Annotated in this window: 25 protein-coding genes; 23 read left to right on the plus strand and 2 right to left on the minus strand. The window is 59.3% G+C overall.

Translation table 11 applies throughout. From position 1 onward, the window contains the following. The first annotated feature begins 83 nt into the window (after positions 1-83). The 9 genes from KV106_RS10015 (at position 84) to tatC (ending at position 5,001) form a co-directional block, all read left to right on the plus strand. Positions 84-920, plus strand: coding sequence for a D-hexose-6-phosphate mutarotase (locus KV106_RS10015; RefSeq protein ID WP_261209858.1), 837 nt, complete (start codon positions 84-86; stop codon positions 918-920). Between the two features lie 26 nt (positions 921-946). Continuing rightward, a complete protein-coding gene (gene hisF, locus KV106_RS10020; protein WP_261209860.1) occupies positions 947-1,729 on the plus strand; it encodes an imidazole glycerol phosphate synthase subunit HisF in 783 nt (260 codons plus the stop codon). 46 nt (positions 1,730-1,775) lie between these two features. After that, the gene (gene hisI, locus KV106_RS10025) at positions 1,776-2,165 is read left to right on the plus strand and encodes a phosphoribosyl-AMP cyclohydrolase (protein ID WP_057595257.1); all 390 of its coding nucleotides are present in this window, start codon (positions 1,776-1,778) and stop codon (positions 2,163-2,165) included. After that, positions 2,162-2,542 (plus strand): phosphoribosyl-ATP diphosphatase, encoded by a 381-nt coding sequence (locus tag KV106_RS10030; protein ID WP_057595256.1) that lies wholly within the window; start codon positions 2,162-2,164, stop codon positions 2,540-2,542. The genes hisI and KV106_RS10030 overlap by 4 nt, the downstream gene beginning before the upstream one ends. Positions 2,543-2,589: 47 nt before the next feature. Continuing rightward, entirely contained in the window at positions 2,590-2,979 is a 390-nt protein-coding gene (locus KV106_RS10035) for a DUF4870 family protein (protein ID WP_057595255.1), read from the plus strand. Further along, positions 2,969-3,328, plus strand: coding sequence for a histidine triad nucleotide-binding protein (locus KV106_RS10040; RefSeq protein ID WP_057595254.1), 360 nt, complete (start codon positions 2,969-2,971; stop codon positions 3,326-3,328). Before KV106_RS10035 ends, KV106_RS10040 begins: the two co-directional genes overlap by 11 nt. A gap of 62 nt (positions 3,329-3,390) precedes the next feature. Further along, positions 3,391-3,636, plus strand: coding sequence for a Sec-independent protein translocase subunit TatA (tatA, locus tag KV106_RS10045; protein ID WP_057595253.1), 246 nt, complete (start codon positions 3,391-3,393; stop codon positions 3,634-3,636). 12 nt (positions 3,637-3,648) lie between these two features. Next, a complete protein-coding gene (gene tatB / locus KV106_RS10050) occupies positions 3,649-4,110 on the plus strand; it encodes a Sec-independent protein translocase protein TatB (protein WP_057595252.1) in 462 nt (153 codons plus the stop codon). 81 nt (positions 4,111-4,191) lie between these two features. After that, entirely contained in the window at positions 4,192-5,001 is an 810-nt protein-coding gene (gene tatC / locus KV106_RS10055; RefSeq protein WP_057595251.1) for a twin-arginine translocase subunit TatC, read from the plus strand. A 95-nt stretch (positions 5,002-5,096) separates the two neighbouring features. On the opposite strand, the gene KV106_RS10060 is transcribed toward tatC, so the two are convergent. Continuing rightward, positions 5,097-6,260 carry a S1C family serine protease gene (locus KV106_RS10060; RefSeq protein ID WP_057595250.1) on the minus strand — a complete coding sequence of 388 codons (1,164 nt, stop codon included), beginning with the start codon at positions 6,258-6,260 and terminating at the stop codon, positions 5,097-5,099. 309 nt (positions 6,261-6,569) lie between these two features. On the opposite strand from KV106_RS10060, the gene KV106_RS10065 reads away from it, so the two are divergent. From KV106_RS10065 to pdxA, 3 genes are read left to right on the plus strand one after another with little or no spacing between them, the layout of a single operon-like run. Then, positions 6,570-7,922, plus strand: coding sequence for an MFS transporter (locus KV106_RS10065; protein WP_261209872.1), 1,353 nt, complete (start codon positions 6,570-6,572; stop codon positions 7,920-7,922). Continuing rightward, positions 7,919-8,692: a Nif3-like dinuclear metal center hexameric protein gene (locus KV106_RS10070; protein WP_261209874.1), complete on the plus strand. Its 774-nt coding sequence runs from the start codon at positions 7,919-7,921 to the stop codon at positions 8,690-8,692. The genes KV106_RS10065 and KV106_RS10070 overlap by 4 nt, the downstream gene beginning before the upstream one ends. Beyond that, positions 8,689-9,753, plus strand: coding sequence for a 4-hydroxythreonine-4-phosphate dehydrogenase PdxA (gene pdxA / locus KV106_RS10075; RefSeq protein WP_261209876.1), 1,065 nt, complete (start codon positions 8,689-8,691; stop codon positions 9,751-9,753). The genes KV106_RS10070 and pdxA overlap by 4 nt, the downstream gene beginning before the upstream one ends. A gap of 37 nt (positions 9,754-9,790) precedes the next feature. On the opposite strand, the gene mscL is transcribed toward pdxA, so the two are convergent. Continuing rightward, positions 9,791-10,222 carry a large conductance mechanosensitive channel protein MscL gene (mscL, locus tag KV106_RS10080; protein WP_208511627.1) on the minus strand — a complete coding sequence of 144 codons (432 nt, stop codon included), beginning with the start codon at positions 10,220-10,222 and terminating at the stop codon, positions 9,791-9,793. Positions 10,223-11,014: 792 nt separating this feature from the next. Between mscL and KV106_RS10085 the strand changes: the two genes are divergently transcribed. The 11 genes from KV106_RS10085 (at position 11,015) to KV106_RS10135 (ending at position 23,969) form a co-directional block, all read left to right on the plus strand. After that, positions 11,015-12,205, plus strand: coding sequence for a polysaccharide biosynthesis/export family protein (locus KV106_RS10085; protein ID WP_462982916.1), 1,191 nt, complete (start codon positions 11,015-11,017; stop codon positions 12,203-12,205). A 126-nt stretch (positions 12,206-12,331) separates the two neighbouring features. Continuing rightward, complete coding sequence (locus KV106_RS10090; protein WP_261209883.1) at positions 12,332-13,633, plus strand: nucleotide sugar dehydrogenase; 1,302 nt, start codon at positions 12,332-12,334, stop codon at positions 13,631-13,633. 33 nt (positions 13,634-13,666) lie between these two features. After that, entirely contained in the window at positions 13,667-14,614 is a 948-nt protein-coding gene (locus KV106_RS10095; protein WP_261209885.1) for a Gfo/Idh/MocA family protein, read from the plus strand. A 17-nt stretch (positions 14,615-14,631) separates the two neighbouring features. After that, positions 14,632-15,222 (plus strand): acyltransferase, encoded by a 591-nt coding sequence (locus tag KV106_RS10100; RefSeq protein WP_261209887.1) that lies wholly within the window; start codon positions 14,632-14,634, stop codon positions 15,220-15,222. Then, positions 15,219-16,334 carry a DegT/DnrJ/EryC1/StrS family aminotransferase gene (locus tag KV106_RS10105; RefSeq protein ID WP_261209888.1) on the plus strand — a complete coding sequence of 372 codons (1,116 nt, stop codon included), beginning with the start codon at positions 15,219-15,221 and terminating at the stop codon, positions 16,332-16,334. Before KV106_RS10100 ends, KV106_RS10105 begins: the two co-directional genes overlap by 4 nt. Before the next feature lie 91 nt (positions 16,335-16,425). Next, entirely contained in the window at positions 16,426-17,595 is a 1,170-nt protein-coding gene (locus tag KV106_RS10110; RefSeq protein ID WP_261209890.1) for a glycosyltransferase, read from the plus strand. A gap of 38 nt (positions 17,596-17,633) precedes the next feature. Next, a complete protein-coding gene (locus KV106_RS10115) occupies positions 17,634-18,587 on the plus strand; it encodes a glycosyltransferase (RefSeq protein ID WP_261209892.1) in 954 nt (317 codons plus the stop codon). 95 nt (positions 18,588-18,682) lie between these two features. Further along, positions 18,683-20,107: a lipopolysaccharide biosynthesis protein gene (locus KV106_RS10120; protein ID WP_261209894.1), complete on the plus strand. Its 1,425-nt coding sequence runs from the start codon at positions 18,683-18,685 to the stop codon at positions 20,105-20,107. Between the two features lie 47 nt (positions 20,108-20,154). Continuing rightward, positions 20,155-21,426 carry an O-antigen ligase family protein gene (locus tag KV106_RS10125; RefSeq protein ID WP_261209896.1) on the plus strand — a complete coding sequence of 424 codons (1,272 nt, stop codon included), beginning with the start codon at positions 20,155-20,157 and terminating at the stop codon, positions 21,424-21,426. A gap of 343 nt (positions 21,427-21,769) precedes the next feature. Further along, positions 21,770-22,876 (plus strand): non-hydrolyzing UDP-N-acetylglucosamine 2-epimerase, encoded by a 1,107-nt coding sequence (wecB, locus tag KV106_RS10130; protein ID WP_314733637.1) that lies wholly within the window; start codon positions 21,770-21,772, stop codon positions 22,874-22,876. Position 22,877: 1 nt separating this feature from the next. After that, positions 22,878-23,969: a glycosyltransferase family protein gene (locus tag KV106_RS10135; protein ID WP_261209900.1), complete on the plus strand. Its 1,092-nt coding sequence runs from the start codon at positions 22,878-22,880 to the stop codon at positions 23,967-23,969.

Here is a 23,969-nt window from a genome sequence, read left to right on the forward strand (position 1 = left end):
CTTTAGGCCCCATGGCCGCGCCGCGCGAGGCGCCGATGTTGCGCGAAGCCGGAGCGATCGGAGCGCTGCCTACAATTCCTCACATGCACACCAGCTCGATCGAGTTCCGCGGCCAGCCCGCGCTGCGCGCCACCGGTGCCGACGGCAGCACCCTCACCGTGGCCCTGCACGGGGCGCATCTGCTCTCCTGGACCACGGCCGACGGCAGGGAAAGGCTCTACCTGAGCCCGCGCGCCGTGTTCGACGGCAAGACCGCGATCCGCGGCGGCGTGCCCATCTGCTGCCCGCAGTTCAACCAGCGCGGCATGCTCCCCAAACATGGCTTCATGCGCAATCTGCCTTGGGAGAGCCAGGGCGTGGATCCCGAATCGGGCGCGCTGACCCTGCGGCTGCGCGACGACGACGCCACCCGGGCCCTGTGGCCGCATGCCTTCGAGGCGCGGGTCGCCTTCACGCTCGAGGCCGGGCAGCTGCGCACCGCGCTGAGCCTGCGCAATCTCGGCGGCGGGCCCTTCGCATTCACGGCCGCGCTGCACACCTACCTGGCGGTGGACGACATCGCCGAGGCCCGGCTCGAAGGCCTGCAGGGCGCCAACCGCTGGGATGCGGTGCGCGACGACCGCCATGTGGAAACCGCGCCGGCCCTGCGCTTCGAATCCGAGTTCGACAGCGTCTATGCCGCGCCGGCCCAGCCGCTGCGGCTGGTGCAGCCCGGCGGCACGCTCGAGATCGCCCAGGGCGCCACCTGCACCGAAACCGTGGTCTGGAACCCGGGTGCCGCGCTCGGTGCGAAACTCGCCGACATGCCCGAGGACGGCTTTCGCCACATGCTCTGCGTCGAGGCCGCGCGCATCGACGAGCCCGTGCAACTGGCGCCCGGCGCCGAATGGCAGGGCTGGCAGCAACTGCGCGTCCTCTGATTCCTTCTTTTCCCCGTTACCCCACCATGCTCGCGAAACGCATCATTCCCTGCCTCGACGTCACCGGCGGCCGTGTCGTCAAGGGCGTCAACTTCCTCGAACTGCGCGACGCGGGCGACCCGGTCGAGATCGCCGCGCGCTACAACGCGCAGGGCGCCGACGAGCTGACCTTCCTCGACATCACCGCCACCAGCGACGGCCGCGACCTGATCCTGCCGATCATCGAGTCGGTCGCCTCTCAGGTCTTCATTCCGCTGACCGTGGGCGGCGGCGTGCGCACCGTCGAGGACGTGCGCCGGCTGCTCAATGCCGGCGCCGACAAGACCAGCTTCAATTCGGCCGCCATCGCCAATCCGCAGGTGATCAGCGACGCCTCGGCCAAGTACGGTGCCCAGTGCATCGTGGTCGCCATCGACGCCAAGCGCCGCACGCCCGAGGAAGCGGCCAGCCGCGGCCCGGGCTGGGACGTCTACAGCCATGGCGGGCGCAAGAACACCGGCCTCGACGCCGTCGAATGGGCCACCGAGATGGCGCGCCGCGGCGCCGGCGAGATCCTGCTGACCAGCATGGACCGCGACGGCACCAAGAGCGGTTTCGACCTGGCACTGACCCGCGCGGTCAGCGACGCCGTCAACGTGCCGGTGATCGCCTCGGGCGGCGTGGGCAACCTCGACGACCTGGCCGACGGCATCCAGAAGGGCGGCGCCGACGCCGTGCTGGCCGCGAGCATCTTCCACTACGGGCAGCACACGGTGGGCGAGGCCAAGGCGCGGATGGCCGAGCGCGGCATCCCCGTGCGGATCGAATGACCCTTCGGCGCCGGGTTTCGCCGGCCGATCGCCGACAATCCTGCCCATGATCTGGCTCGATGAAGTGAAATGGGACGCCAACGGCCTCGTGCCGGTGATCGCCCAGGAACAAGGCACCAACGACGTGCTGATGTTCGCGTGGATGAACCGGGAGGCGCTCGAGAAGACCGCCGAACTCGGCCGCGCGGTGTATTTCAGCCGCTCGCGCGGCAAGCTCTGGTTCAAGGGCGAGGAATCGGGCCACGTGCAGACCGTGCACGAGATCCGCCTCGACTGCGACAACGACGTGGTGCTGCTCAAGGTCACCCAGTTGGGCCACGAGCCCGGCATCGCCTGCCACACCGGCCGCCACAGCTGCTTCTTCAACAAGTACGAGAACGGCCAGTGGACCGTGACCGAGCCGGTCTTGAAAGACCCGGAATCGATCTACAAATGAGCGGCACCGTGAACACCAACGACGCCCTCGCACGCCTGGCCGCGGTCATCGAAAGCCGCCTGCCCGCCAATGGCGGCGACCCCGAGAAGAGCTACGTCGCGCGGCTGCTGCACAAGGGCCCCGACGCCTTCCTCAAGAAGATCGGCGAGGAAGCCACCGAAGTGGTGATGGCGGCCAAGGACGCCGACCACGGCGGCGACCGCACGAAGGTGGTCTACGAAGTGGCCGACCTCTGGTTCCACACCATGGTGGCGCTCGCGCACTACGGCCTGTCGCCCGCCGAGGTGGTGGCCGAGCTCGAGCGGCGCGAAGGCACCAGCGGCATCGAGGAAAAGGCGCTGCGCAAGGTGCAGGCCCGCGAAGCCGCCAGCGAGTGACCGCCTGAGCGCCGAGGGATGACTCTGACGACCGAAAGGACATCGCCATGCCCAACGACATCGTGAACGTTCAGCCCGACGACTCGCTCAAGACCTGGGGCTGGGTCAGCTACATCCTGCACCTGATCGTCGCCATCGGCGCCGTGGTGCCCGGTGCCCAGGCCTCGGTGCTGCTGCTGCTGGTGGCGTTGGTGATCGATTTCGTGAAGCGCGACGACGCGGCCGGCACCTGGCAGGCCTCGCACTTCAGCTGGCGCATCCGCTCGGTGCTCTGGGCCGGGCTGCTGTACATCGTCACCTCGTGGCTCTGGCTGCTGCTCTTCGTCCCGGGCTGGATCGCCTGGAGCCTGATTTCGCTGTGGTTCCTCTACCGGATCGTGAAAGGCATGATCCGGATGAACGACGGCCGTCCCATGGAACCCAACGATGTCATCTGATCCGAACTGCATCTTCTGCAAAATCGTCGAGGGCAAGATCCCGTCGCGCAAGGTCTACGAGGACGAGGACGTCTTCGCCTTCCACGACATCGCGCCCTGGGCGCCGGTGCATTTCATGCTGGTGCCCAAGAAGCACATCGCCTCGATGGCCCAGTTGACGCCCGACGACGCGGCGCTGATGGGCAAGATCATGACCCTGGCGCCCAGGCTGGCGCTGGAGCAAGGGTGCAACCCCTACCCGGAAGGCGGCTACCGGGTGGTGGTCAATACGGGGACCGAAGGGGGGCAGGAGGTGCATCATCTCCATGTCCATGTCATGGGCGGTCCGCGCCCCTGGCTTCGCGGCTGAGCCGTTAAGTAAATTTGTCACATTCGCCGCGACTAAAATCGGCACATTCTTAGGAGTCTTCCATGGGTTCTTTTTCCATCTGGCACTGGCTGATCGTGCTGCTCGTCGTCGTCATGATCTTCGGTACCAAGAAGCTTCGGAACATGGGTTCCGACCTCGGCGGTGCCGTCAAGGGCTTCAAGGACGGCATGAAGGACGGCGCTTCTTCCGACGCACCGACCGCCACCGGCCCGGCCGCCCAGGTCACGAGCCAGTCGGCCGCCACCGACAAGCCGACGATCGACGTCGAAGCACGCCACAAGTCCTGATCCGGGCGACACGTGCTGGACCTCGGCATTGAGAAGATGGCGCTGATCGGCGTCGTGGCGCTGATCGTCATCGGACCCGAAAAGCTGCCGCGCGTGGCGCGCACCGTCGGCACGCTGCTCGGCAAGGCGCAACGCTACGTCAACGACGTCAAGGCAGAGGTCAACCGCTCGATGGAGCTCGACGAGCTCCGCAAGATGAAGAGCACCGTCGAGGACGCGGCGCGCGACGTGGAGCAGAACATCCACTCGGGCGTGAGCGACCTCGAGAAGCAGTTCTCCACCCCCGCGGGCGAAACCCTCTCGGCGCTGGCCGAACCGGAACCGGTGATGCCGGTCTACAAGCATCCGCGCAAGAACTGGCGCCTCAAGCAGGGCGCCACGCCGCAGTGGTACAAGTCCCGCAACGGCGTGCGCACCAAGGCACTGTCGGGCGCGGCGCGCGTCGCGCGCTACCGGCCGCACAAGGTCAGCTAGCAGCGGCGCGGCGCGTTTTCCCCTCCACCCAGCGTTCCCACGCGCGCCGCCCGTCGGCAGCCCACGCTTTCCATCTCCTCAATGGCTGATTCCGACTCCAAGAACAAAGAAGACGAGCTCGCCGGCACCGAGCAGCCTTTCGTCGCGCACCTGATGGAGCTGCGCGACCGGTTGCTCTATTGCGTCTACGGCATGGCGATCGCCGGCATCCTGCTGGCGATCTGGCCCGGCCCGGGGGGGCTGATCGACATCATCGCGATGCCGATCCGTGCCCACATGCCGCCCGACGCCAAGCTGATCGCCGTGGGCGTGTTCTCGCCCTTCTTCGTGCCGCTCAAGGTACTGATGATGGCCGCCGTGCTGCTCGCGCTGCCGTGGCTCATGTACCAGGCCTGGATGTTCGTGGCGCCCGGCCTCTACACCCACGAGAAGCGCTTCGCGCTGCCGCTGATCATCTTCGGCAGCCTCCTGGCCTATGCGGGCATCGCCTTCGTGCAGCTGTTCGTGCTCGACAAGATGTTCGGCTTCATCCAGAAGTTCACGCCGGCCGCGGTCGCGGCCACGCCCGACATCTCCTCGTACGTCGAGGCCATCCTGTCGCTGTACCTCGCCTTCGGCGTTGCCTTCCAGGTGCCGATCGTCGTGATGCTGCTGGTGCGTTTCGAGATGGTGACCATCGAGAAGCTGCGCTCCTTCCGCGGCTACTTCATCGTCGTGGCCTTCATCGTGGCCGCCGTGCTGACGCCGCCCGACGTGGTGTCGCAACTCGCGCTGGCGATCCCGATGTGCGTGCTGTACGAGGTGGGGATCATCGGGGCCAAGTACTTCTCGCGCGTCTCGAAGGCGCCGGAGGACGAGGAAGCGGATTCCTCGTCGACCACGCCGCCCTGAGCGGCTGGGATCTTCCGGATCCGGCAAAGAAAAAGCGGCCTGTCGGCCGCTTTTTTTCATGGCGCCGCGGACCCGGGGCCCGCGCGTCTCGTTCGTCACTCCTGCTGGTTCGGCACCTGCCGCACCGGGCTCTTCGGCCGTAGCCCCGGCATCACGTCCAGTTCCATCTTGTCGCTGCCGCGCTGCAGCGCGAAGCGCGCGGTGCTGCCGGGCTTGAGGCCGGCCACCGCCGTCAGCAGCGCCTGCACGCTGTCGGTCTTCTTGTCGCCCACCGCGGTGATCACGTCGCCGGGGCGGATGCCGGCCTTGGCGGCCGGGCCGTTCTGCAGCACGCCGGTGATGATCACGCCCGCGTCGGCCTTCACGCCGAAGGTCTCGGCCAGTTCGGGCGACAGCTCGTTCGGCTCGACGCCGATCCAGCCGCGACGCACCTGGCCTTCCTTCACGATGCCCTCGAGCACGATCTTGGCCATCGACACGGGAATGGCGAAGCCGATGCCCATGCTGCCGCCCGAGCGCGAGTAGATCGCGGTGTTGATGCCCAGCAGGTTGCCGTTGACGTCGATCAGCGCGCCGCCCGAGTTGCCGGGGTTGATGGCCGCGTCGGTCTGGATGAAGTTCTCGAAGTTGTTGATGCCGAGCTGGTTGCGGCCCAGCGCCGAGACGATGCCGCTGGTCACGGTCTGGCCGACGCCGAAGGGATTGCCGATGGCCAGCACCTGGTCGCCCACCTGCAGTTCGTCGGAGCTGCCCAGCACGATCACTGGCAGCTTGTCGAGCTCGATCTTGAGCACGGCCAGGTCGGTGTCGGGATCGGTGCCGATCACCTTGCCGCGCGCATGGCGGCTGTCGTTGAGCGTGACCTCGATCTCGTCGGCGCCCTCGACCACGTGGTTGTTGGTGAGGATGTAGCCGTCGGTGCTCACGATCACGCCGCTGCCCAGGCCGACCTGGGGCTGGTCGTCCTGGTCGCCGAAGAAGAAACGGAACCAGGGGTCGTTGCTGCGCGGATGGCGCTGTGCCGCCTTGCTGGTGTTGATGCTCACCACCGCCGGCGAGGCCTTCTTGGCCGCGGCGCTCAGGCTGCCGGGCGCGGGCACGCCGGGCGTCGAGCTCGCGGGCGCCTCGATGATCGATACCACGCCGCCCAGCGAGGTCGTGCGCCGGTTGATCCATTCGGGCTTGAGCGTGGCGACCACGAAATAGGCCGCCAGCAGGACGGTCACGGCTTGGGCGAAGAGCAGCCAGGTGCGTTTCATGAAAACTTGGTGAAAAGGCGCGAAGGCGAAGGCGCTGAGGGGGAAAAGGCCGCGGAGCGCGGCATCGTCGACGATTGTCTCTCAACGGCAGGGGGGCGAAGACCGCGCCGGCCGGTCGAGATTCACTGAAGGTCGAGGCGCCAATAAGGGATAACCCCTAGCATCGTGGCCCCGGGCCTACCGGCCCGGCTCTCCTTCGCCCCCGCCCCGCCCATCCGGTGGACGCGGCCGGGCATTTCGTCGGCGCACCGCTTTCGCTTCCCATCCGGCCCCGCGGCCCCGGTGCGCGGCCACGACTTTCCGCCCGCCATGACTTCACACGCAACCACCCCGGACGGCGCAGCGCCGGCCCCGGCCCGCGCGCTCGATGCCCGCGACTACAAGACGCTCGCCCTCTCCGCCCTCGGCGGCACGCTCGAGTTCTACGACTTCGTCATCTACGTCTTCTTCGCCACCGTGCTGGGCGCGCTCTTCTTCCCGGCCGACATGCCCGACTGGCTGCGCCAACTGCAGACCTTCGGCATCTTCGCGGCCGGCTACCTGGCCCGGCCGGTCGGCGGCATCGTGATCGCCCATTTCGGCGACCTGCTCGGCCGCAAGCGCATGTTCACGCTGTCGATCTTCCTGATGGCCGCGCCCACGCTGGTGATCGGCCTGCTGCCCACCTACGCCAGCATCGGCGTGGCGGCGCCCCTGCTGCTGCTGGCCATGCGCGTGCTGCAGGGCGCGGCCATCGGCGGCGAGATGCCCGGTGCCTGGGTGTTCGTCGGCGAACACGTGCCCGCGCAGCGCTACGGCTTCGGCATCGGCACGCTGACCTCGGGCATCACCGGCGGCATCCTGCTGGGCTCGCTGGTGGCCGTGGCCATCAACCGGCACTACGCGCCCGAGCAGGTGCACGACTTCGCCTGGCGCATCCCCTTCATCCTCGGCGGCGTGTTCGGGCTGGTGTCGGTGTACCTGCGCCGCTTCCTGCACGAGACCCCCGTGTTCCGCGAGCTGGCCGACCGCCGCAGCGTGGCGCGCGAGCTGCCGCTGCGCACCGTGCTGCGCGAGCACCGCGGCGCCAGCGTGTTCGTCGCGCTGCAGACCTGGGTGCTGTCGGCCGCGATCGTGGTGGTGGTGCTCTACACGCCCACCTACCTGCAGAAGGTGCACCACATCCCGGCCGCGCTGGCGCTCGAGGCCAATGCGCTCGCCACCCTCACGCTGACCATCGGCTGCGTGATCGTCGGCTGGGCCAGCGACCGCATCGGCACGCGTGCCGTCATGCTGATCGGCTGGGGTGGCCTGTTCGCGACCGCCTATCTCTTCTACACCGGCCTGCCCGGCACGCCGGCCACGCTGTTCTGGCACTACGGACTGGTGGGGCTGTTCGTGGGCACCATCGCCACCGTGCCGATCGCCGGCGTGCGCGCCTTTCCGGCGCCGGTGCGCTTCACGGGGCTTTCGTTCGCCTACAACATGTCGTATGCCGTCTTCGGCGGGCTCACGCCGGTGATCCTCACGCTCTGGCTGCAGCACGACCCCATGGCGCCCGCGCACTACGTGGCGGTGCTGGCCGCGCTGGGCTTCGTGCTCGCGCTCTGGCCCCTGGCCGCCCGTGGCCACCCCATGCGGGCTGGCGTCGCGTCGGGCGGGGGCGCGACAATGTCGCGATGAGCACCACCCGCCACGAACTGCTGCACGCATTCGACCTGCTGCTCGCTCCCGAGCGCTTCAAGGACTACGGACCGAACGGCCTGCAGGTCGAGGGCCGCACCACCGTGCGCAAGATCGTCTCGGGCGTGACCGCGAGCCGCGCGCTGATCGAGGCCGCGATCCGCGCCGAGGCCGATGCCATCTTCGTCCATCACGGCCTCTTCTGGCGCGGCCAGGACGGCCGCGTCACCGGCTGGATGAAGCAGCGGCTGGCGCTGCTGCTGAACCGCGACATCAACCTCTTCGCCTACCACCTGCCGCTCGACGCGCATCCCGAGCTCGGCAACAACGCGCAGCTCGGCCTGCAGCTCGGCCTGCTGGCCCATCCCGGATCGACCGGGCGCTTCGGCGAGCAGGAGCTGGGTTTTCTCGGCGGCCTCGAGGACGGCGAGACCCTGGCCAATGCGAAGGCGCTTGCCGTTCACGTCGAGAAGGTGCTCAAGCGGCCTGTGACGCTGGTCGACACCGCCCATCGTCCGATCAAGACCATCGCCTGGTGCACCGGCGGCGCGCAGGGCTACTTCGAGGCTGCCATCGCGGCCGGCGCCGATGCCTTCATCACCGGCGAGATCTCGGAACCGCAGGCGCACTACGCGCGCGAGATGGGCGTGGCCTTCCTGGCCTGCGGCCATCACGCCACCGAGCGCTACGGCGCGCCTGCCGTGGCCGAACACGTGGCCGCGCAGCTCGGGCTGCAGCACGAGTTCATCGACATCGACAACCCGGCATGACGGGCGAGGCATCCGTGGGCGGAAGGCCCGTCGCCATCACGCTCGGCGATCCCGCGGGGATCGGGCCCGAGATCATCGGCAAGGCGTTTCGCGATGCGCCCGAGGCCACGCGGGGCGCCTTCGTGGCGGGCGACGTGGCGACGATGCGGGCGGCGCTGCAGGCCCTGTCGGTGCCTGGACAGCCGGCCTGGCCCGTGGTCGAGATTGCTTCGCCAGCCGAGGCGCTGGACGTTCCGCCAGGTTGCGTGCCCGTGCTGCAGGCGATCGCGCCGCCCGTGGGGGTGGTGCATGGCCGCATCAGCGCCGAGGCGGGGCGCGCGGCGGGCGATGCGGTCGTCTGGGCGGCGCGGGCCGCGTTGCGCGGCGAGATCGCCGCCATCGTCACCGCACCCTTGCACAAGGAAGCGTTGTCGGCGGCGGGATTTCCCTTTCCGGGCCATACCGAACTGCTGCAGGCCGAAGCCGCTGCGCATCTGGGCCGCGACGTGGCCGAGGTGCCCGTGCGCATGATGCTGGCCAACGACGAGCTGCGCACCGTGCTCGTCAGCATCCACATGTCGCTGCGCCAGGCGATCGAGGCCGTCACCTTCGACGGCGTGCTCGAGACCTTGCGCATCACCCATCACGCACTCTCGCGCACCCTGGGCCGCGCGCCGCGCATCGGTGTCGCGGGGCTCAATCCGCATGCCGGGGAGGGCGGACTCTTCGGCTCGGAGGAGCAGGAGATCATCGTGCCCGCCATCGCCGCGGCACGCGCCGAAGGCATCGCCGCCGATGGCCCGCATGCGCCCGATACCGTGTTCATGCGCGCGCGCGCGAAGCAGCCCGGCGTGGCCGACAGCGGCGAGTTCGACGTGGTGGTGGCGATGTACCACGACCAGGGACTGATCCCGGTGAAGTACCTGGGGGTGGAGAAGGGCGTGAACGTGACGCTCGGGCTGCCACTGGTGCGGACCAGTCCCGATCACGGGACGGCGTTCGATATCGCGGGCACCGGCCGCGCGGATGCATCGAGCCTGATCGAGGCGCTGCGCATGGCGCGCGCGCTGGCCGGTATCTGAGGAGTGATGCGCGGCCCGCAACGGGCCGCGCTGCGCATCAGGAGCGCTTGAGGCTGTCGCGGATCTCGCGCAGTAGCACGATGTCTTCGGGCGGTGCGGCGGGGGCGGCCGGCGCGGCTTCTTCCGTGCGGCGCAGGCGGTTGATCTGCTTGACCATCATGAAGATGATGAAGGCGAGGATCACGAAGTTGACCACGATGGTGATGAAGTTGCCGTACGCCAGCACCGGCACGCCGGCCTTCTTGAGGTCCGCCAGGGTGTTGGCGACACCCGCCGGCGCCGTGCCCAGCACCACGTAGAGGTTAGAGAAGTCCAGCTTGCCGAACACCAGCCCGACGATGGGCATGATGATGTCGGCCACCAGCGAATCGACGATCTTGCCGAAGGCCGCGCCGATGATCACGCCGACCGCCAGGTCGACGACATTGCCCTTGACGGCAAACTCCTTGAATTCGCTGAGGATGGTCATGGTTGGGAGGGTGCTGGAGCACTGGGGTTGAGGGAGGCGCCAGTATGCACGGGGCGGCCGGGGTCTTCGGCGTGGCGTGGTGCCTGAGCCCCATGAAGTCTTTCACAAAGCTGAGCCAAATCTGGATCGCTGACGGCGCGATGGATTGGCGCCGATCCAGCGCGGGCGGGATCCAATTTGTCGCTAATTGTTTCGATTTTTGTCCGGTCGGAGCGAGCCCTCACGACCCCGTGCTCCCTCAAGCGGGTGATGCGCGAACTTTTTCGCAACTTTACATTCGCGGGGAAGGCCTTCTTTCGCAGCTTTTTCGTGGGAGTTCAGCAACATGGCCTACGGAAAACGGTGCTGACACAAGGATCGCTAACACTTTGGCAATGCTACGAAGGTTATAAAAAAGTCTTCTTCTTCGAGTAGATTGGTTTGCTGGGCAGGGGGTGTTGAAACGAGGAAAGCCAAGGGGACTCGCCTATGATTGGCCTGCCGAGCAAGGTTGGACACAATCTTTTGCAACTTACAAGCCGGGATAGCAGTCGTCACGTGCAGCGACAATGCCGGGTTGGCCTGGGGAGGGAAATCCCGCAGGTCTCTTGACCAACAGCCAAACAGGGAGGCTGCTGACCACCGCGTCAGAGGCCAGGCGCAGATGCGCCTGGGGGTCTGGGTTGTTCAACAATCAATCAGTCTTGCGATGAGGATCGTTTTGAGAAGACGCTATGTGCACCCCATTGGGCCAGCCAATCTTTTGGTTCGGGTTTTGTTGAGGTAGGGCTTGTCCCGAATTCGAAATTGACGATGGCGAAAATTGATTTTCCGTGGGGGTTGAAATTGAAAAAAGAATCGAGTTTTCTGAGGTGGGCTCTGCTGGCGTCCGTGGTGGTGTTGCAGGCGTGTGCCATCGCACCGGGCATGGGGAGCGTCGAGCCTTACGATGCCGCCGGTCCGTTGCCGAACGACTTTCGCTATCTGCCGGATGGCGCGCCCGAGGGTGAGATCACGCCCATTTCCCTTGCGCTGGTTCGTACCTTGGCCGAGGCTGCGCCGAAGGGTGTGCCGCCGGAGGTACAGGCCTTGTTTGGCAAGAGTGCGCGGTACACGATCGGGCCAGGAGATGTGGTCGGCGTCATTGTTTACGACCATCCCGAACTGCTGCCGAACGCGGGCGCGGTCATTTCACAAGCTGCAGATCCTACTGGCGTGCAGGTTGCTCCAGGTTTCATAGTCGATGCTGATGGCGAAGTTGCATTCCCATACATCGGGCGCGTTCGTATTGCGGGCCTAAGTGAAGGCGACGCCTCGGACCTGATGGTCAAGCTATTGAGGCCCCATATTCGTGATCCGCAAGTGACTGTTCGAATTCAATCCTTCAGAAGCCGTCGCGCGTATGTCGAGGGCGAGGTCCGCACGCCAGGTTCTCAGATCTTCACGGATGTGCCGATGACGCTGAGCGAGGCTATCAATCGCGCGGGGGGTATTACCGCAGCGGGCAATCGCTCTGCGGTCACGATTATTCGCGACGGGGTATCGATACCGATCAACCTGACCACTTTGCGCGAGGCAGGTTACGACGGCAACAGCATTCCGTTGAAGAACGGCGATACCGTTCGCGTCGCCAACCGAGAAGACTCGAAGGTCTTTCTGATGGGTGAAGTGCTCGCGCCGTTGGCCTTGCCCATGCGGAGCAACGGACGCCTCAGTCTAAGCGAGGCGCTGGGTGAGGCCGGCGGGCCGATGAATGCGACGGCCAGCGCTGGGCAGATCTACGTCATTCGTCAAGGTGCGACCGGAGCGCCTGCCATCTTCAATCTCAATGCGAAGAACCCGGCAGCGCTGGCCATAGCGAGCCAATTCCGGCTGCAGTCGCAGGACGTTGTCTACATCGATCCCGTGCCGCTGGTCAAGTGGAACCGCGTGGTCAGTCTGATCCTTCCGTCGGCGTCTGTGGCGAATACCGCCAGCGAGATTTACGTCAGGCATAACAACTGACGCTAGGAACCTATTCGCAGCCCGGATGGCGAACGTCGTGACCAGGCTTTAGAGAAGATCGATCAGGCGCGATGGGGCATGGTTCTCATTAGGGTGGCGCTGCCAAAATTTTCCCGTGTTCCCAATATGCAAATCATTCATCCGAATCAGCCAATTGCAATCATCGGTCTTGGTTATGTGGGGCTTCCTCTTGCTGTGGAGTTTGGCAAGAAGCGTCCGGTAGTCGGCTTCGATATCAACGTCAAGCGCATCTCCGAGCTTCAGAGTGGTCACGATCACACGCTCGAAACCACGACGGAGGAGTTGAAGGCCGCCGTCCAGTTGACCTTCACTTCTCACCTTGATGATTTGCGCGACTGCAGCGTTTTCATCGTCACTGTGCCCACACCCATCGATGACGCCAATCGGCCCGATCTCACGCCATTGATCAAGGCCAGCGAAACCGTTGGCAAGGTCATGCGTCAGGGCGCGATCGTGATCTTCGAGTCGACCGTATATCCGGGCGCGACGGAGGAGGTTTGCGTGCCTGTGCTGGAAAAGCACAGCGGAAAGAAATTCAACGTCGATTTCTTCTGCGGCTACAGCCCGGAGCGAATCAATCCGGGCGACAAGGTCAACACGCTTACCAAGATCAAGAAGATCACCAGCGGCAGCACCCCTGCAGTGGCCGACATGGTCGATGGCCTCTACAACGAGATTATCACCGCAGGTACGCACAAGGCAGCAAGTCTCAAAGTGGCCGAGGCCGCCAAGGTGATCGAGAACACGCAGCGCGACCTCAATATCGCGCTGGTCAATGAGCTCTCCGTGATCTTCGAACGCCTGGGCATCGATACGCTCGATGTGCTCGAAGCCGCCGGTAGCAAATGGAACTTTCTGCCTTTCCGTCCAGGCTTGGTGGGCGGGCACTGCATTGGCGTGGACCCTTACTACCTCACGCACAAGGCAGAGCAGGTTGGCTACCACCCGCAGGTGATCTTGGCCGGACGCCGCATCAACGACAACATGGCTCGCTATGTGGCGCGCAACACCATCAAATTGATGTTGAAGAATGGAATGGACGTACCGCGCTGCCGGATCGGCGTTCTGGGCATCACCTTCAAGGAGAACTGCCCGGACATCCGCAACAGCAAGATCGTGGACATGGTGCGTGAGTTCGAGGCTTGGGGAGCGCGCGTCGAAATCGTGGACCCGTGGGCGGATGCCGAAGAGGTTGCGCATGAGTACGGCCTGAAGTTCGGCCAGGTCGATGCTGAGCATCCGGTCGATGCGCTCGTCGTTGCGGTGGGCCACAACGAGTACCGCGGCGCGACGATGGCTGAGCTGCGCGCCTTGTGCCGTGGCGAGGAGCCCGTGCTCGTCGACGTCAAGAGCCTCTTCAGCGCGGAGGAGGCGCGTGAGAGCGGCTTCTCCGTGTTCCGCCTCTAAGTCATTTTCCGTTCGCTCGCTTCTTCTTCAGACATGAAAAACTTTGCACTGATCGGCGCCGCCGGATACATCGCCCCGCGCCACATGCGCGCCATCAAGGACACGGCCAACCACCTGGCGGTGGCCTACGACATCAACGATTCGGTCGGCATCATCGACAGTATCTCGCCGCAGAGCGAGTTCTTCACCGAGTTCGAGCGCTTCTACGAGCATGCGCAGCAGCTCAAGCGCAGCCCCGCCGCGGCGCTGGACTACGTGGCCATCTGCAGCCCCAACTACCTGCACCACCCGCACGTTGCCGCGGGCCTGCGCCTGGGCTGCGACGTGATCTGCGAGAAGCCCTTGGTGCCCACGCCCGACTTGGTCGACGAGCTCGAGCGTGTTGAAAAGGAAACCGGAAAGCGGGTTTTCAACATCCTGCAGTTGCGCCACCACGACGCCATCCTCAAGCTGCGCGACAAAGTCGCCGCTGCGCCAGCCGATGCCAAGTTCGATGTGGAACTGACCTACATCACCTCGCGCGGCAAGTGGTACATGGAAAGCTGGAAGGGAGACAACCGCAAGTCGTTCGGCGTGGCGACCAACATCGGCGTGCACTTCTATGACATGCTGCACTTCATCTTCGGCAAGCTGCAGCGCAATGTGGTGCACTACAGCGGCACGGCCAAGGCGGCCGGCTACCTCGAATACGAACGCGCTCGCGTACGCTGGTTTCTGTCGATCGACGCCAACGACCTGCCGGCCGACGTGAAGGGCAAGAAGACCACCTTCCGCAACATCGACATCAGCGGCGAGAAGCTCGAGTTCTCCGAAGGCTTCACCGATCTGCACACCGTGAGCTACCAAGAGATCCTGGCGGGCCGCGGCTACGGTCTCGAGGACGCGCGCCACTGCATCGAGACCGTTGACGTGATCCGCAGCGCCACGTCCGTGCAGGGCGAGCAGGGCGAAGTGCATCCGTTCGTGCGCGGCTTGGCCTGACGCGCCGGAAGGTCGGCATGGCATACAAAGCTCACCCCACCGCGATCGTCGACGAAGGGGCCCGCATTGGCGACGGCACCCGCATCTGGCATTGGGTGCATGTGAGTGCACAAGCGTCTATTGGCCAGGGTTGCTCGCTGGGTCAGAACGTGTACGTCGGCAACGACGTGACCATTGGCCACAATGTCAAGATCCAAAACAACGTCAGCGTGTACGACGCGGTCACGCTGGAGGACGACGTGTTCTGCGGACCGAGCATGGTCTTCACCAACGTCTACAACCCGCGCTCGGCCGTCACGCGCAAGGACGAATATCGCCGCACCCTGGTGAAGCGCGGTGCAACCTTGGGCGCCAATTGCACCATCGTCTGCGGCAACACCGTGGGCGAATACGCATTTGTGGGCGCCGGTGCCGTGATCAACAAGAACGTGCCGGCCTATGCGCTCATGGTTGGCGTGCCCGCCAGGCAGATCGGCTGGATGAGCGAGTTCGGCGAACAACTCGCATTGCCGCTGCAAGGCACGGCAGAAGCCATTTGCGCGCACACCGGCGCTCGCTATGTACTCGACGGCAAGGCCGTGACCAAGTTGGAAGCCAGCACCCCATGATCGAATTCATCGACCTCAAGGCCCAGCAGGCCCGCATCAAGGACCAGATCGACGCCGCCATTCAGCGCGTGTTGGCGCATGGCCAATACATCCTTGGTCCTGAAGTCGCCGAGCTGGAAGAGAAGCTGGTGGCCTACACGGGCGCCAAGCACTGCATTACCGTAGCCAATGGCACCGATGCCTTGCAGATCGCGCAGATGGCGCTGGGCATCGGGCCTGGCGACGAAGTGATTACGCCCGGCTTTACCTACATTGCTACCGCAGAGACCGTGGCGTTGCTGGGGGCCAAGCCGGTGTACGTGGACATCGACCCTCGCACCTACAACCTCGACCCGGCGCTGCTGGAAGCCGCGATCACGCCGCGCACCAAGGCCATTGTTCCGGTGAGCCTGTATGGACAGTGCGCGGACTTCGATGCGATCAATGCAATTGCCGCCCGGCACGGCATTCCGGTGATCGAGGACGCGGCGCAGAGCTTTGGCGCGACCTATAAGGGCCGCAAGAGCTGCAACCTCAGCACCATTGCCTGCGCGAGCTTTTTTCCGAGCAAGCCGCTGGGCTGCTATGGCGACGGCGGCGCCATCTTCACCAATGACGAGGAACTGGCGAAGGTGATGCGGCAGATCGCGAGGCATGGGCAGGACCGGCGGTACCACCACATTCGGGTGGGAGTGAACAGCCGGTTGGATACCTTGCAGGCGGCGGTGCTGCTGGCGAAGCTGGAGATCTTCGATGACGAGATCGCCAGCCGGCAGCAGGTGGCTGCGGAATACGGGCGACTGCTGGGGAAGGGCTGGGGCGCTGCTGCCGCAGCTGTGGCGCCGTATGTCGAGCCGCACAACCAGAGTGCTTGGGCGCAATACACGGTGCGCATCGCTGACCGGGAAGGTGTTCAGGCGCGGATGAAAGAGGCCGGGGTGCCGACGGTTGTGCATTACCCGATTCCGTTGAATCAGCAGCCGGCGGTGGCGGATGCGGGGGGCAAGCTCGCCGTCGGTGATTCCGTGGCTCAGGAGGTACTGAGTCTTCCAATGCACGCATATCTGGACGGATCGCTTCAAAATGAAATCTTTGCCGCGCTAAAGACTTCGATCTCTTCCGCAAAGGATTGATTGCTGAAACGACGAGTTTCCGAGTCTTGAAAATTATAAATCGAATGAATTCTTGCAATCTCGACGCTGTGGCATAGAAGTAGGAGTGACCGTGCATATATTGTTCATTCCGTCTTGGTACCCAGTCTCTCGCAGCGATATCGGCGGAAGCTTTTTTCGTGAGCAGGCGCAGGCACTTCATAAACAAGGCTGTCAGGTCGGCGTCATTTACCCTCATTTCAGCTCTCTTCGAAACGGGATTTTTTCCAAAGAGAAGCATGGTATCCCGGAGTTTGAAATTGACGAAGGCATTTTTACCTATCGATCCTATGGGAAAAATTGGTTCCCCCGCTTCCCTATTGGAATAAAGAAGTTATGGGAGTATTTTGGGATCCAACTTTTTGAAAAATATATAAGAACGCATGGGTTGCCCGAAATTGTGCATGTGCATTCCATGCTGTACGCAGGCGTTGTTGCCCTCAGAGTCAACTCGCGCTACGGAATCCCATATATTGTCACCGAACATAGTTCGGCCTTCGCGCGCGGGGGAGTGACTAATTCAAGTCTTGGAATCGCTGACAAGATTCAGCATGGAGCGGCACAGGCCTTTTCGGTGTCGAAGAGCTTTTCAATTAATTTGGATAAAAGGCTTCCTAGGAGAAACGCGTCTTGGGGTGTCGTTCCAAATATTGTAAGTCAAAAATTTATTGATACCCCTATAAGAAAAATAAAAGATTCTCAAGGTTTTGTATTTCTTAACATCGCTTTGATGAATAAAAACAAGAATCAAAAAAATATCATCAAGGCTTTTGCGAAATACTTTTCGGAGAGCGTCCATGTCAGCTTAGTGATTGGCGGGCACGGAAACGAAATGAACGCGCTGAAGGGGCTGGCGGAAAACCTGGGTGTGGCTGCTCGCGTGAAATTTCCCGGGATGCTGTCGCGCTCCCAAGTGGTCGAGGCGATGAGCACAGCCGATGCATTCATCTTGTCCAGTGACTACGAGACGTTCGGGGTTGTTCTGATTGAAGCGCTCGCTTCGGGAAAACCCGTCATCGCGACACGATGTGGAGGACCTCAATCTATCGTGGAGGAAGGAGATGGAATCCTAGTCGACGTGGATGACGTGGATGAATTGGGGCGAGCTATGGTGCGGCTCAATACCGAATATACAGCATTCAATCCGCATGAGATACGGGCGAGATGCATTGAACGTTATAGCGAGCCTGTGATTGCAGATTCTTTAATTAAAATCTACACCTCGGCAATCTCAAAAGTCTGAACTCGTCACGATCTTGAATGGATTATTAATTTCTTGAAATGAAGCCAATTCCCAAAGTCTCGATCGTCATTCCCGTATTCAATGGTGCCAACTTCTTGCGTGATGCCATCGAATCCGCACTCGCGCAAGACTATGAGAATATAGAAATAATTGTAGTTAACGATGGTTCGAACGACGCCGGTCAAACAGAGGCGATTGCTAGGGAATTTGCTGACAAGATAATCTATTATTCAAAGCCCAATGGCGGCGTGTCCACGGCGCTGAATCTAGGCATCGAAAAAATGACTGGCGACTACTTTTCTTGGCTCAGTCACGACGACCTGTACGTTGTGGATAAAGTAAAATGCCAGATTGAGTTGCTGTTAGGCCTGCCCAGCTCGGAGCGCGTGATTGCTTATAGCAACTATCAAACCTTTTTTATTGATCAACAAGAGTTGAAAGAAACGCGACTCGATATGACGGCTCCGCGTTGCTTCCGATATCAGATCGCCACAGACAACAGGATTCACGGTTGTTCTCTTCTTATTCCTCGTAGCGCATTTTTGGAGCACGGATTATTTAGCGAAAAATTGCGCGCTACCCAAGACTATGACCTTTGGTTCAGGTTTTCCGAGAGCTACACATTTGTTCATTCGCCGAAAGCGTTGGTCATCGGCAGGGTTCACGGTAGCCAAGTTGGCGTCCGCATGAGAGAACTGGTTTTTAAGGAAAACGTAGCGTTCAGAAAAAAGTGCTTGGACGAATTGACGAATGAGGAAGTGGTCGCGGCGACTGGAAAAACAAAAAGCTTGTCCTATGCAATTTTAGTTGAAAAGTTTCTGCGAAAAGCTTTACTTCCCGTCGCCTTTCACGCGTTCAAGATTTCCTTGAAATGTTTGCCGAATGACGGCATCCAAAGTGTGCTTCGCTGGCCGTTTTACTTTTGTAGATCAGCATCGATTGGCTCGGCTTTTTTTATCTATTCCTTGCTCGCAAAAATGCGTGCACGCTGAATGAGGGTAATGTCGCTACTTATTTGTGCAGACATGGCTGAGTTTACGCTGCGGAAGGTAAATTACTGCTGCAGCATGGCCAAGTATTAACTGCTATGAAAATAAAGAACGCCATTGGGTTTGCAGTCGGGCCTTTTGCTGTTGCATTTTTCAGTCTACTGACTGTTCCAATCGTCGCTTGGGTCTTTTCGCCTGAGGATGTCGGTCGCCTGAACATCTTTCAGGTCACTATTTCATTTCTTTTGCTTTTTTGCTCATTGGGGCTCGATCAAGCATTTGTTCGCGAATACCACGAGAATGAAGAAAAGAACCTCTTATTTAAAAACTGCGCAATTCCCGGCTTCTTTTTGTTGCTTGCCGCGTTTCCGTTGGGCTTGGTTTTCGAGCGGCAGATAACTTTCAATCTGTATAACTCGGAGCATATTGGGTTTTATTTATTGACATTCGCAGCTGCGATTGTCAGTTATTGCTCGAGATTTTTGTCACTGATTCTCCGGATGCAAGAGCGCGGTCTGGCGTACTCTATGAGTCAGGCGATGCCTAAGGCATTTCTTTTAGTATTGCTCGGTCTCTTGGCTTCCCTTCCGATCTCGAAGAATTTTCTGGAACTGCTTTGGGCTTACTTTCTTTCGATGGCCTTTGTGCTGCTTATTTACATATGGAATACGCGATCGCAGCTGCGCGTGACGTTCGAGACGAAGCTGAGCGGCGTTGAAGTCAGGAAGCTCCTTAAATTCGGGTTGCCCCTCGTCGTCTCCGGTGTCGCCTATTGGGCTGTAAATGCGGCAAGCACTTTCATGCTGCACGGATTTTCGGATCTCGAACAATTGGCAATCTATTCCGTGGCCGTAAGCTTCGCTGGCGTTGCGGTTCTTGTGCAATCGATCTTCTCCGTGATCTGGACCCCTCTGGCATTCAAGTGGCAAGCAGAAGGGGTCGACATGAAGAGAGTCGACGTGGTCAGCCAACAGGTGCTAGCGCTCATTTGTATTGCACTCGTATTTTGCGGTGCGTTTGTCTGGATCGCGGACTACTTATTGCCTCCGATTTATGCAAGCGTGAAGTACCTGATCGTCTGCAGCGTTATTCAGCCGCTACTCTACACGCTGTCCATAGTTACTAGCGTTGGAATCGGCATCGCACGAAAAAACATGCTCTCGGTGCTCGCGACGGTCACAGCACTCATTGCAAACCTTGGAACGGGATTTTTGCTTATTCCGAAATGGGGCGCGCCAGGAGCTGCCATAGCTAATGCCTTTGCTTTTTACATTATGTTCATCATGAATACTGAGGCATCTGCTCGTGTATGGAGAAATTTCCCACGATTTCGAATCTATGTTGTTACAGGGGTGGCCGTTTTGCTCTCTATCCTGACGTGCGCTTTTGCCTCAAGCCTGCCGTTTAGTTTCAGCATTTTGTGGGCGCTGACGATACCCTTTGCAATTTGGCTGTTTAAGTCGGAATTGATCAGCATTTGGGCCTTGTTTCGAAACAAGCAGCACGGATTGGTTCGATCTTGAGCTATTCGATCACTGATAAAACGTGACAGGATTGATTGAATTTCATCATGCTTAGCGTCAAAAATCGAAGCTTGTTTTTTGCGGGCTTTGCGATAGTTATTTTTAAGCAGCCGCTGCAATATTTGTTGGGTGATTTGCAGCTCCCTATTCTGGCTGCAGGCATCGGCTTGTGCGTGCTGGCTTCTTTTTTTATCCTTAATAAATTTCGCTTTAAAAAAGAGGATGTATTGCTGCAGTTTTTGTTTGCGGCTATATTTATTTTGCATTGCTTGCTTGCATTTTTTGGGGTAACAGCGAACAGGTCGCTGTGGTTTTCAGGCTTGGCTCAATTTTTGGTAGTGATTTTGTTTCTTCATTATCGAAAAGATGAAGGGGCCTGGAGATTTTTGAAGAAAATTGCTTTCGCAATAATTTTCGTTGAGTGCGCACTGGCGTTTCTTCAGCTTTCTTATTATTCCACCGGGGTTGGATTGCCTCCGGTGTTTGACGAATATGAATCCTATTCTTTGGTTTCTGGTAGTTATTTCAATTCGAACGATTTTGCTGTTTTTGCTGCTGCATTTTCCATGCTTCTTTACTGCATATGTGTGCTTGAAGAAAAAGAGGGCTATGGAATTGCATTGCTTGGAGTTGCAATGATGGCGGTCTTTGTCTCGCTCTCTCGTACCGCCTTTGTATTTATGTCATTGTTTGCTATAGCTGTGCTCTTCGGAAGTTTTAAAAATATTGCTTCTTCTCCGAAAAAAAATAGAAGCCTTACTGGTTTGATTGCAATTGCTTTGACCTTTCTTGCAGTCTTGTACCTTCTGGGCTCGGAGTTTCTAACCAGTACATCGGTATTTGAGCGTTCGCTTTCAAGACTCGACCAAGTGAGCGTAGAAGGTCTTTCCACCGACGAATCTGCTTCGGATCGAATGTTGGTTTATCGGCGGCTCTGGGAGAATTTGCCGAACCTAGGTATTGGAAGCTTCCAAGACCAATATTACTCGGCGTATTTTAAACCGGGTGATTATTCATTGATGCAGATAAATCCGCATTCCTTTGTGGCGGAATTTTTCTTTTTGTATGGATGGATCGGCGGTTTGATCGCTGTCTGCTTGATATTTATTTTGTCGCTGAAGATTCTTAGGAACCGAGATTTGCCTTTGACAATTCGAGTTGTCATTGTTGTGAGTTTAGTTTTTTTTCAATCTATTTCCTCCAGCACCCTTGCTAACGCTAGTTTTTTTATTCCTTTTATTTTGATTGCTTACGTTCGAAAAGATCTGGTGCGTTCCCGTATTTATGGTTTACCGGTGTTGGATCGCGCTGGCGGCTGAGGTTTTGATTGTTTAGTTGAGCATCGAAGTACGAAGCCTTTTCGTGACGGCAAGCTTTTCCTCATTGCCTAGTTGCAGTGGATTTTCGTTCATTGCTGTAGCGAAAGTTCATTGTGGACCGTCCTGATTGAGCGCTGGATGGTCTGCAATTGCAAGAAATTGAATGCTTGTCGCTGGGAGCGTGTGGTTTCTGACGGTGCTGATGAAAAGTTGACGAAATCTTGTAATCGCCGATGCTTGCATCATTCAATTATTGATGAGCATCTGATGCGGATTGAGAAAATTCGCAAAACAAGCTTGCCGGCTTGGGTAATATTTATTTTCTTGATTAGGACTGGTGTTTATGAAAGTATTCACTGTGATTGGTGCGCGCCCTCAATTCATCAAGGCTGCGGTAGTTTCTCGTGCGATCAGAGAAACTAGGGGCGATATGGAGGAAGTGGTCGTCCATACAGGCCAGCATTACGACGCCAATATGTCGGATGTATTTTTTGACGAGCTCGAAATTCCACCTCCCGCACATAATTTGGGAATAGGCGGAGGCACTCATGGACAGAACACCGGTCGCATGCTTGAAAAGCTCGAAGAACTGATGCTGATCGAGCAGCCCGATTGGGTATTGGTGTATGGCGATACCGACAGCACTCTGGCCGGGGCGCTGGCCGCGAGCAAATTACATATTCCCGTGGCGCATGTCGAAGCGGGGTTACGATCATTCAACCGTCGCATGCCTGAAGAAATCAACCGAATTTTGGCGGACCATGTTTCCGCCAAGCTTTTTGCGCCTACCGATTTAGCATTTGACAACCTTCGCAACGAAGGCATTCCCCGCGAGAAGATTGAAATGGTGGGCGATGTCATGTGCGATGCCGCTGTCTTTTACAAGCGTCGCGCGCGCAAGCCGATCTGGTTCGACAATCTAGGATTGAAAGTTAATGATTTTGTGCTGTGCACGGTGCATCGCGCTGAAAACACCGACGATCCAATCCGCATGCGAGGTATCTTTGAAGGATTGCGTAAATCCGAAGCGCAGGTTGTATTGCCGCTTCATCCGCGCACGCGGGGAAAGTTGAAGCAAATTGGCTTGATGTTGCCAAGCAACGTACAAGCGGTTGACCCTGTGGGATATTTGGAAATGATCTGGCTTGAGGCTAATTGCAGGATCGTAGCCACGGATTCGGGTGGCGTGCAGAAGGAAGCCTATTTCAATCAAAAATGCTGTGTGACGCTTCGGGAGGAAACGGAGTGGGTCGAGCTGGTGCAAGCCGGTTTGAATGAAGTGGTCGGCGCGGACTCCGAAAAAATTGCCGCAGCGTTGCGGTGTCCCCGCGAATTCGCGTCTCGAAGCCAGTTTTATGGAGACGGCAAGGCGGGGGAAAAAATTGTGAGTAGCTTCTTTAATGCCGAGGTTGGCGCAGAAGCCGTTGCAGGCGGCAGCGTCCAGGATTGAAATGGACGACTACATTTTTTTTAGTAAAAGCAATTGGCATGAAGAGCCACGACTCCGTCATCAGGTGGCTGGCCTGATTCGGAAATTTGGAGGGAAAATATACTTCATCCAAAAGCCGGTATTTGTTTGGCAGAGCGGAGTCAAGAGCGGCGTCGAGCAAGTCGAAAATAATCTGGTTCTCGGAAGAACCCGTCAATTGGTCCATCATCAGCTGCGGGTTTTTCGGATGCTGGCATGGCTGAATGCTTTGGTTGAGAAAAAAAGTATACGCACCTTGGTGCGGAAGATTTCCACGAAAAATTCGATTATTTTAAATTTCAACTACGACTACTTTTTTTTGCGGGAAATCTTTCCGAAAAATAAAATTATCACGATCATCAACGATGATTTTGTAGCGCAGTCCAAGCTGTTTTCGGGTCGCCACGCCAAGAAGAGCCTTGGGGAAACGTGCTTGGCGAGCGATGTGGTGTTGACCGTGTCTTATCCGCTAATGAAGCAGGCGTCCGAATGGTGCTCGCCGGAATTGTTTTTTCCTTGGGCGGATGTGGAGTACACGGAGCCTGTGCGCAATGCCGAAAGAAATTCTGTGTTGTTGTGGGCCCATATCGACAATCGAGTCGATTTCGACCTGCTGAGGCAGTCGGTCTCTCTGCGGCCAGATGTGGTGTTTTACCTTGTGGGACCGCAGGCGGCCAATGTCAAGGATCAGGTCTCGCAATTCGAGTTACATCCGAACGTGGTAATTATCCCATCGGCAAAACTGGAAGAGTTGCCGATGGAAAAAATTTTCGCGGCTGTAATTCCTTACAGGAATAATGTCGCTGATATAGAGGCAGTCACGATGTCGAACAAAACGCTTCAATTGATGTCGCGCGGGTTGCCGATCGTTGCTCATGGGATGCCCTCTTTTTACGAACACCCGGCCATCGTCAAGGCAAATAGTGTTGAGGGCTTTGTGGTCGGGATGGATTATTTCCGTCAAAATTTTTCAGTTTTGCAAGAATCGATAAAAAGTTTTGTGGCGAATAATCAGCCTGAAAGCAGATTTGAATTTTTGAAAAATATTGTGGCCAAAATCGAGGCAAGGATATAG

Source organism: Variovorax endophyticus (assembly GCF_025376855.1).
In the GTDB taxonomy this organism is placed as follows: Bacteria; Pseudomonadota; Gammaproteobacteria; order Burkholderiales; family Burkholderiaceae_C; genus Variovorax.

Coding starts and splice junctions, on each gene's coding strand:
- KV106_RS10065 (WP_261209872.1), top strand. CDS start 6,570: ATGACTTCACACGCAACCACCCCGGACGGCGCAGCGCCGGCCCCGGCC.
- KV106_RS10060 (WP_057595250.1), bottom strand. CDS start 6,260: ATGAAACGCACCTGGCTGCTCTTCGCCCAAGCCGTGACCGTCCTGCTG.
- KV106_RS10095 (WP_261209885.1), top strand. CDS start 13,667: ATGAAAAACTTTGCACTGATCGGCGCCGCCGGATACATCGCCCCGCGC.
- tatC (WP_057595251.1), top strand. CDS start 4,192: ATGGCTGATTCCGACTCCAAGAACAAAGAAGACGAGCTCGCCGGCACC.
- hisI (WP_057595257.1), top strand. CDS start 1,776: ATGATCTGGCTCGATGAAGTGAAATGGGACGCCAACGGCCTCGTGCCG.
- KV106_RS10105 (WP_261209888.1), top strand. CDS start 15,219: ATGATCGAATTCATCGACCTCAAGGCCCAGCAGGCCCGCATCAAGGAC.
- KV106_RS10135 (WP_261209900.1), top strand. CDS start 22,878: ATGGACGACTACATTTTTTTTAGTAAAAGCAATTGGCATGAAGAGCCA.
- KV106_RS10115 (WP_261209892.1), top strand. CDS start 17,634: ATGAAGCCAATTCCCAAAGTCTCGATCGTCATTCCCGTATTCAATGGT.
- KV106_RS10085 (WP_462982916.1), top strand. CDS start 11,015: ATGGCGAAAATTGATTTTCCGTGGGGGTTGAAATTGAAAAAAGAATCG.
- KV106_RS10100 (WP_261209887.1), top strand. CDS start 14,632: ATGGCATACAAAGCTCACCCCACCGCGATCGTCGACGAAGGGGCCCGC.
- KV106_RS10035 (WP_057595255.1), top strand. CDS start 2,590: ATGCCCAACGACATCGTGAACGTTCAGCCCGACGACTCGCTCAAGACC.
- wecB (WP_314733637.1), top strand. CDS start 21,770: ATGAAAGTATTCACTGTGATTGGTGCGCGCCCTCAATTCATCAAGGCT.
- mscL (WP_208511627.1), bottom strand. CDS start 10,222: ATGACCATCCTCAGCGAATTCAAGGAGTTTGCCGTCAAGGGCAATGTC.
- KV106_RS10040 (WP_057595254.1), top strand. CDS start 2,969: ATGTCATCTGATCCGAACTGCATCTTCTGCAAAATCGTCGAGGGCAAG.
- KV106_RS10125 (WP_261209896.1), top strand. CDS start 20,155: ATGCTTAGCGTCAAAAATCGAAGCTTGTTTTTTGCGGGCTTTGCGATA.
- KV106_RS10030 (WP_057595256.1), top strand. CDS start 2,162: ATGAGCGGCACCGTGAACACCAACGACGCCCTCGCACGCCTGGCCGCG.
- KV106_RS10015 (WP_261209858.1), top strand. CDS start 84: ATGCACACCAGCTCGATCGAGTTCCGCGGCCAGCCCGCGCTGCGCGCC.
- pdxA (WP_261209876.1), top strand. CDS start 8,689: ATGACGGGCGAGGCATCCGTGGGCGGAAGGCCCGTCGCCATCACGCTC.
- KV106_RS10070 (WP_261209874.1), top strand. CDS start 7,919: ATGAGCACCACCCGCCACGAACTGCTGCACGCATTCGACCTGCTGCTC.
- hisF (WP_261209860.1), top strand. CDS start 947: ATGCTCGCGAAACGCATCATTCCCTGCCTCGACGTCACCGGCGGCCGT.
- tatA (WP_057595253.1), top strand. CDS start 3,391: ATGGGTTCTTTTTCCATCTGGCACTGGCTGATCGTGCTGCTCGTCGTC.
- KV106_RS10120 (WP_261209894.1), top strand. CDS start 18,683: ATGAAAATAAAGAACGCCATTGGGTTTGCAGTCGGGCCTTTTGCTGTT.
- KV106_RS10090 (WP_261209883.1), top strand. CDS start 12,332: ATGCAAATCATTCATCCGAATCAGCCAATTGCAATCATCGGTCTTGGT.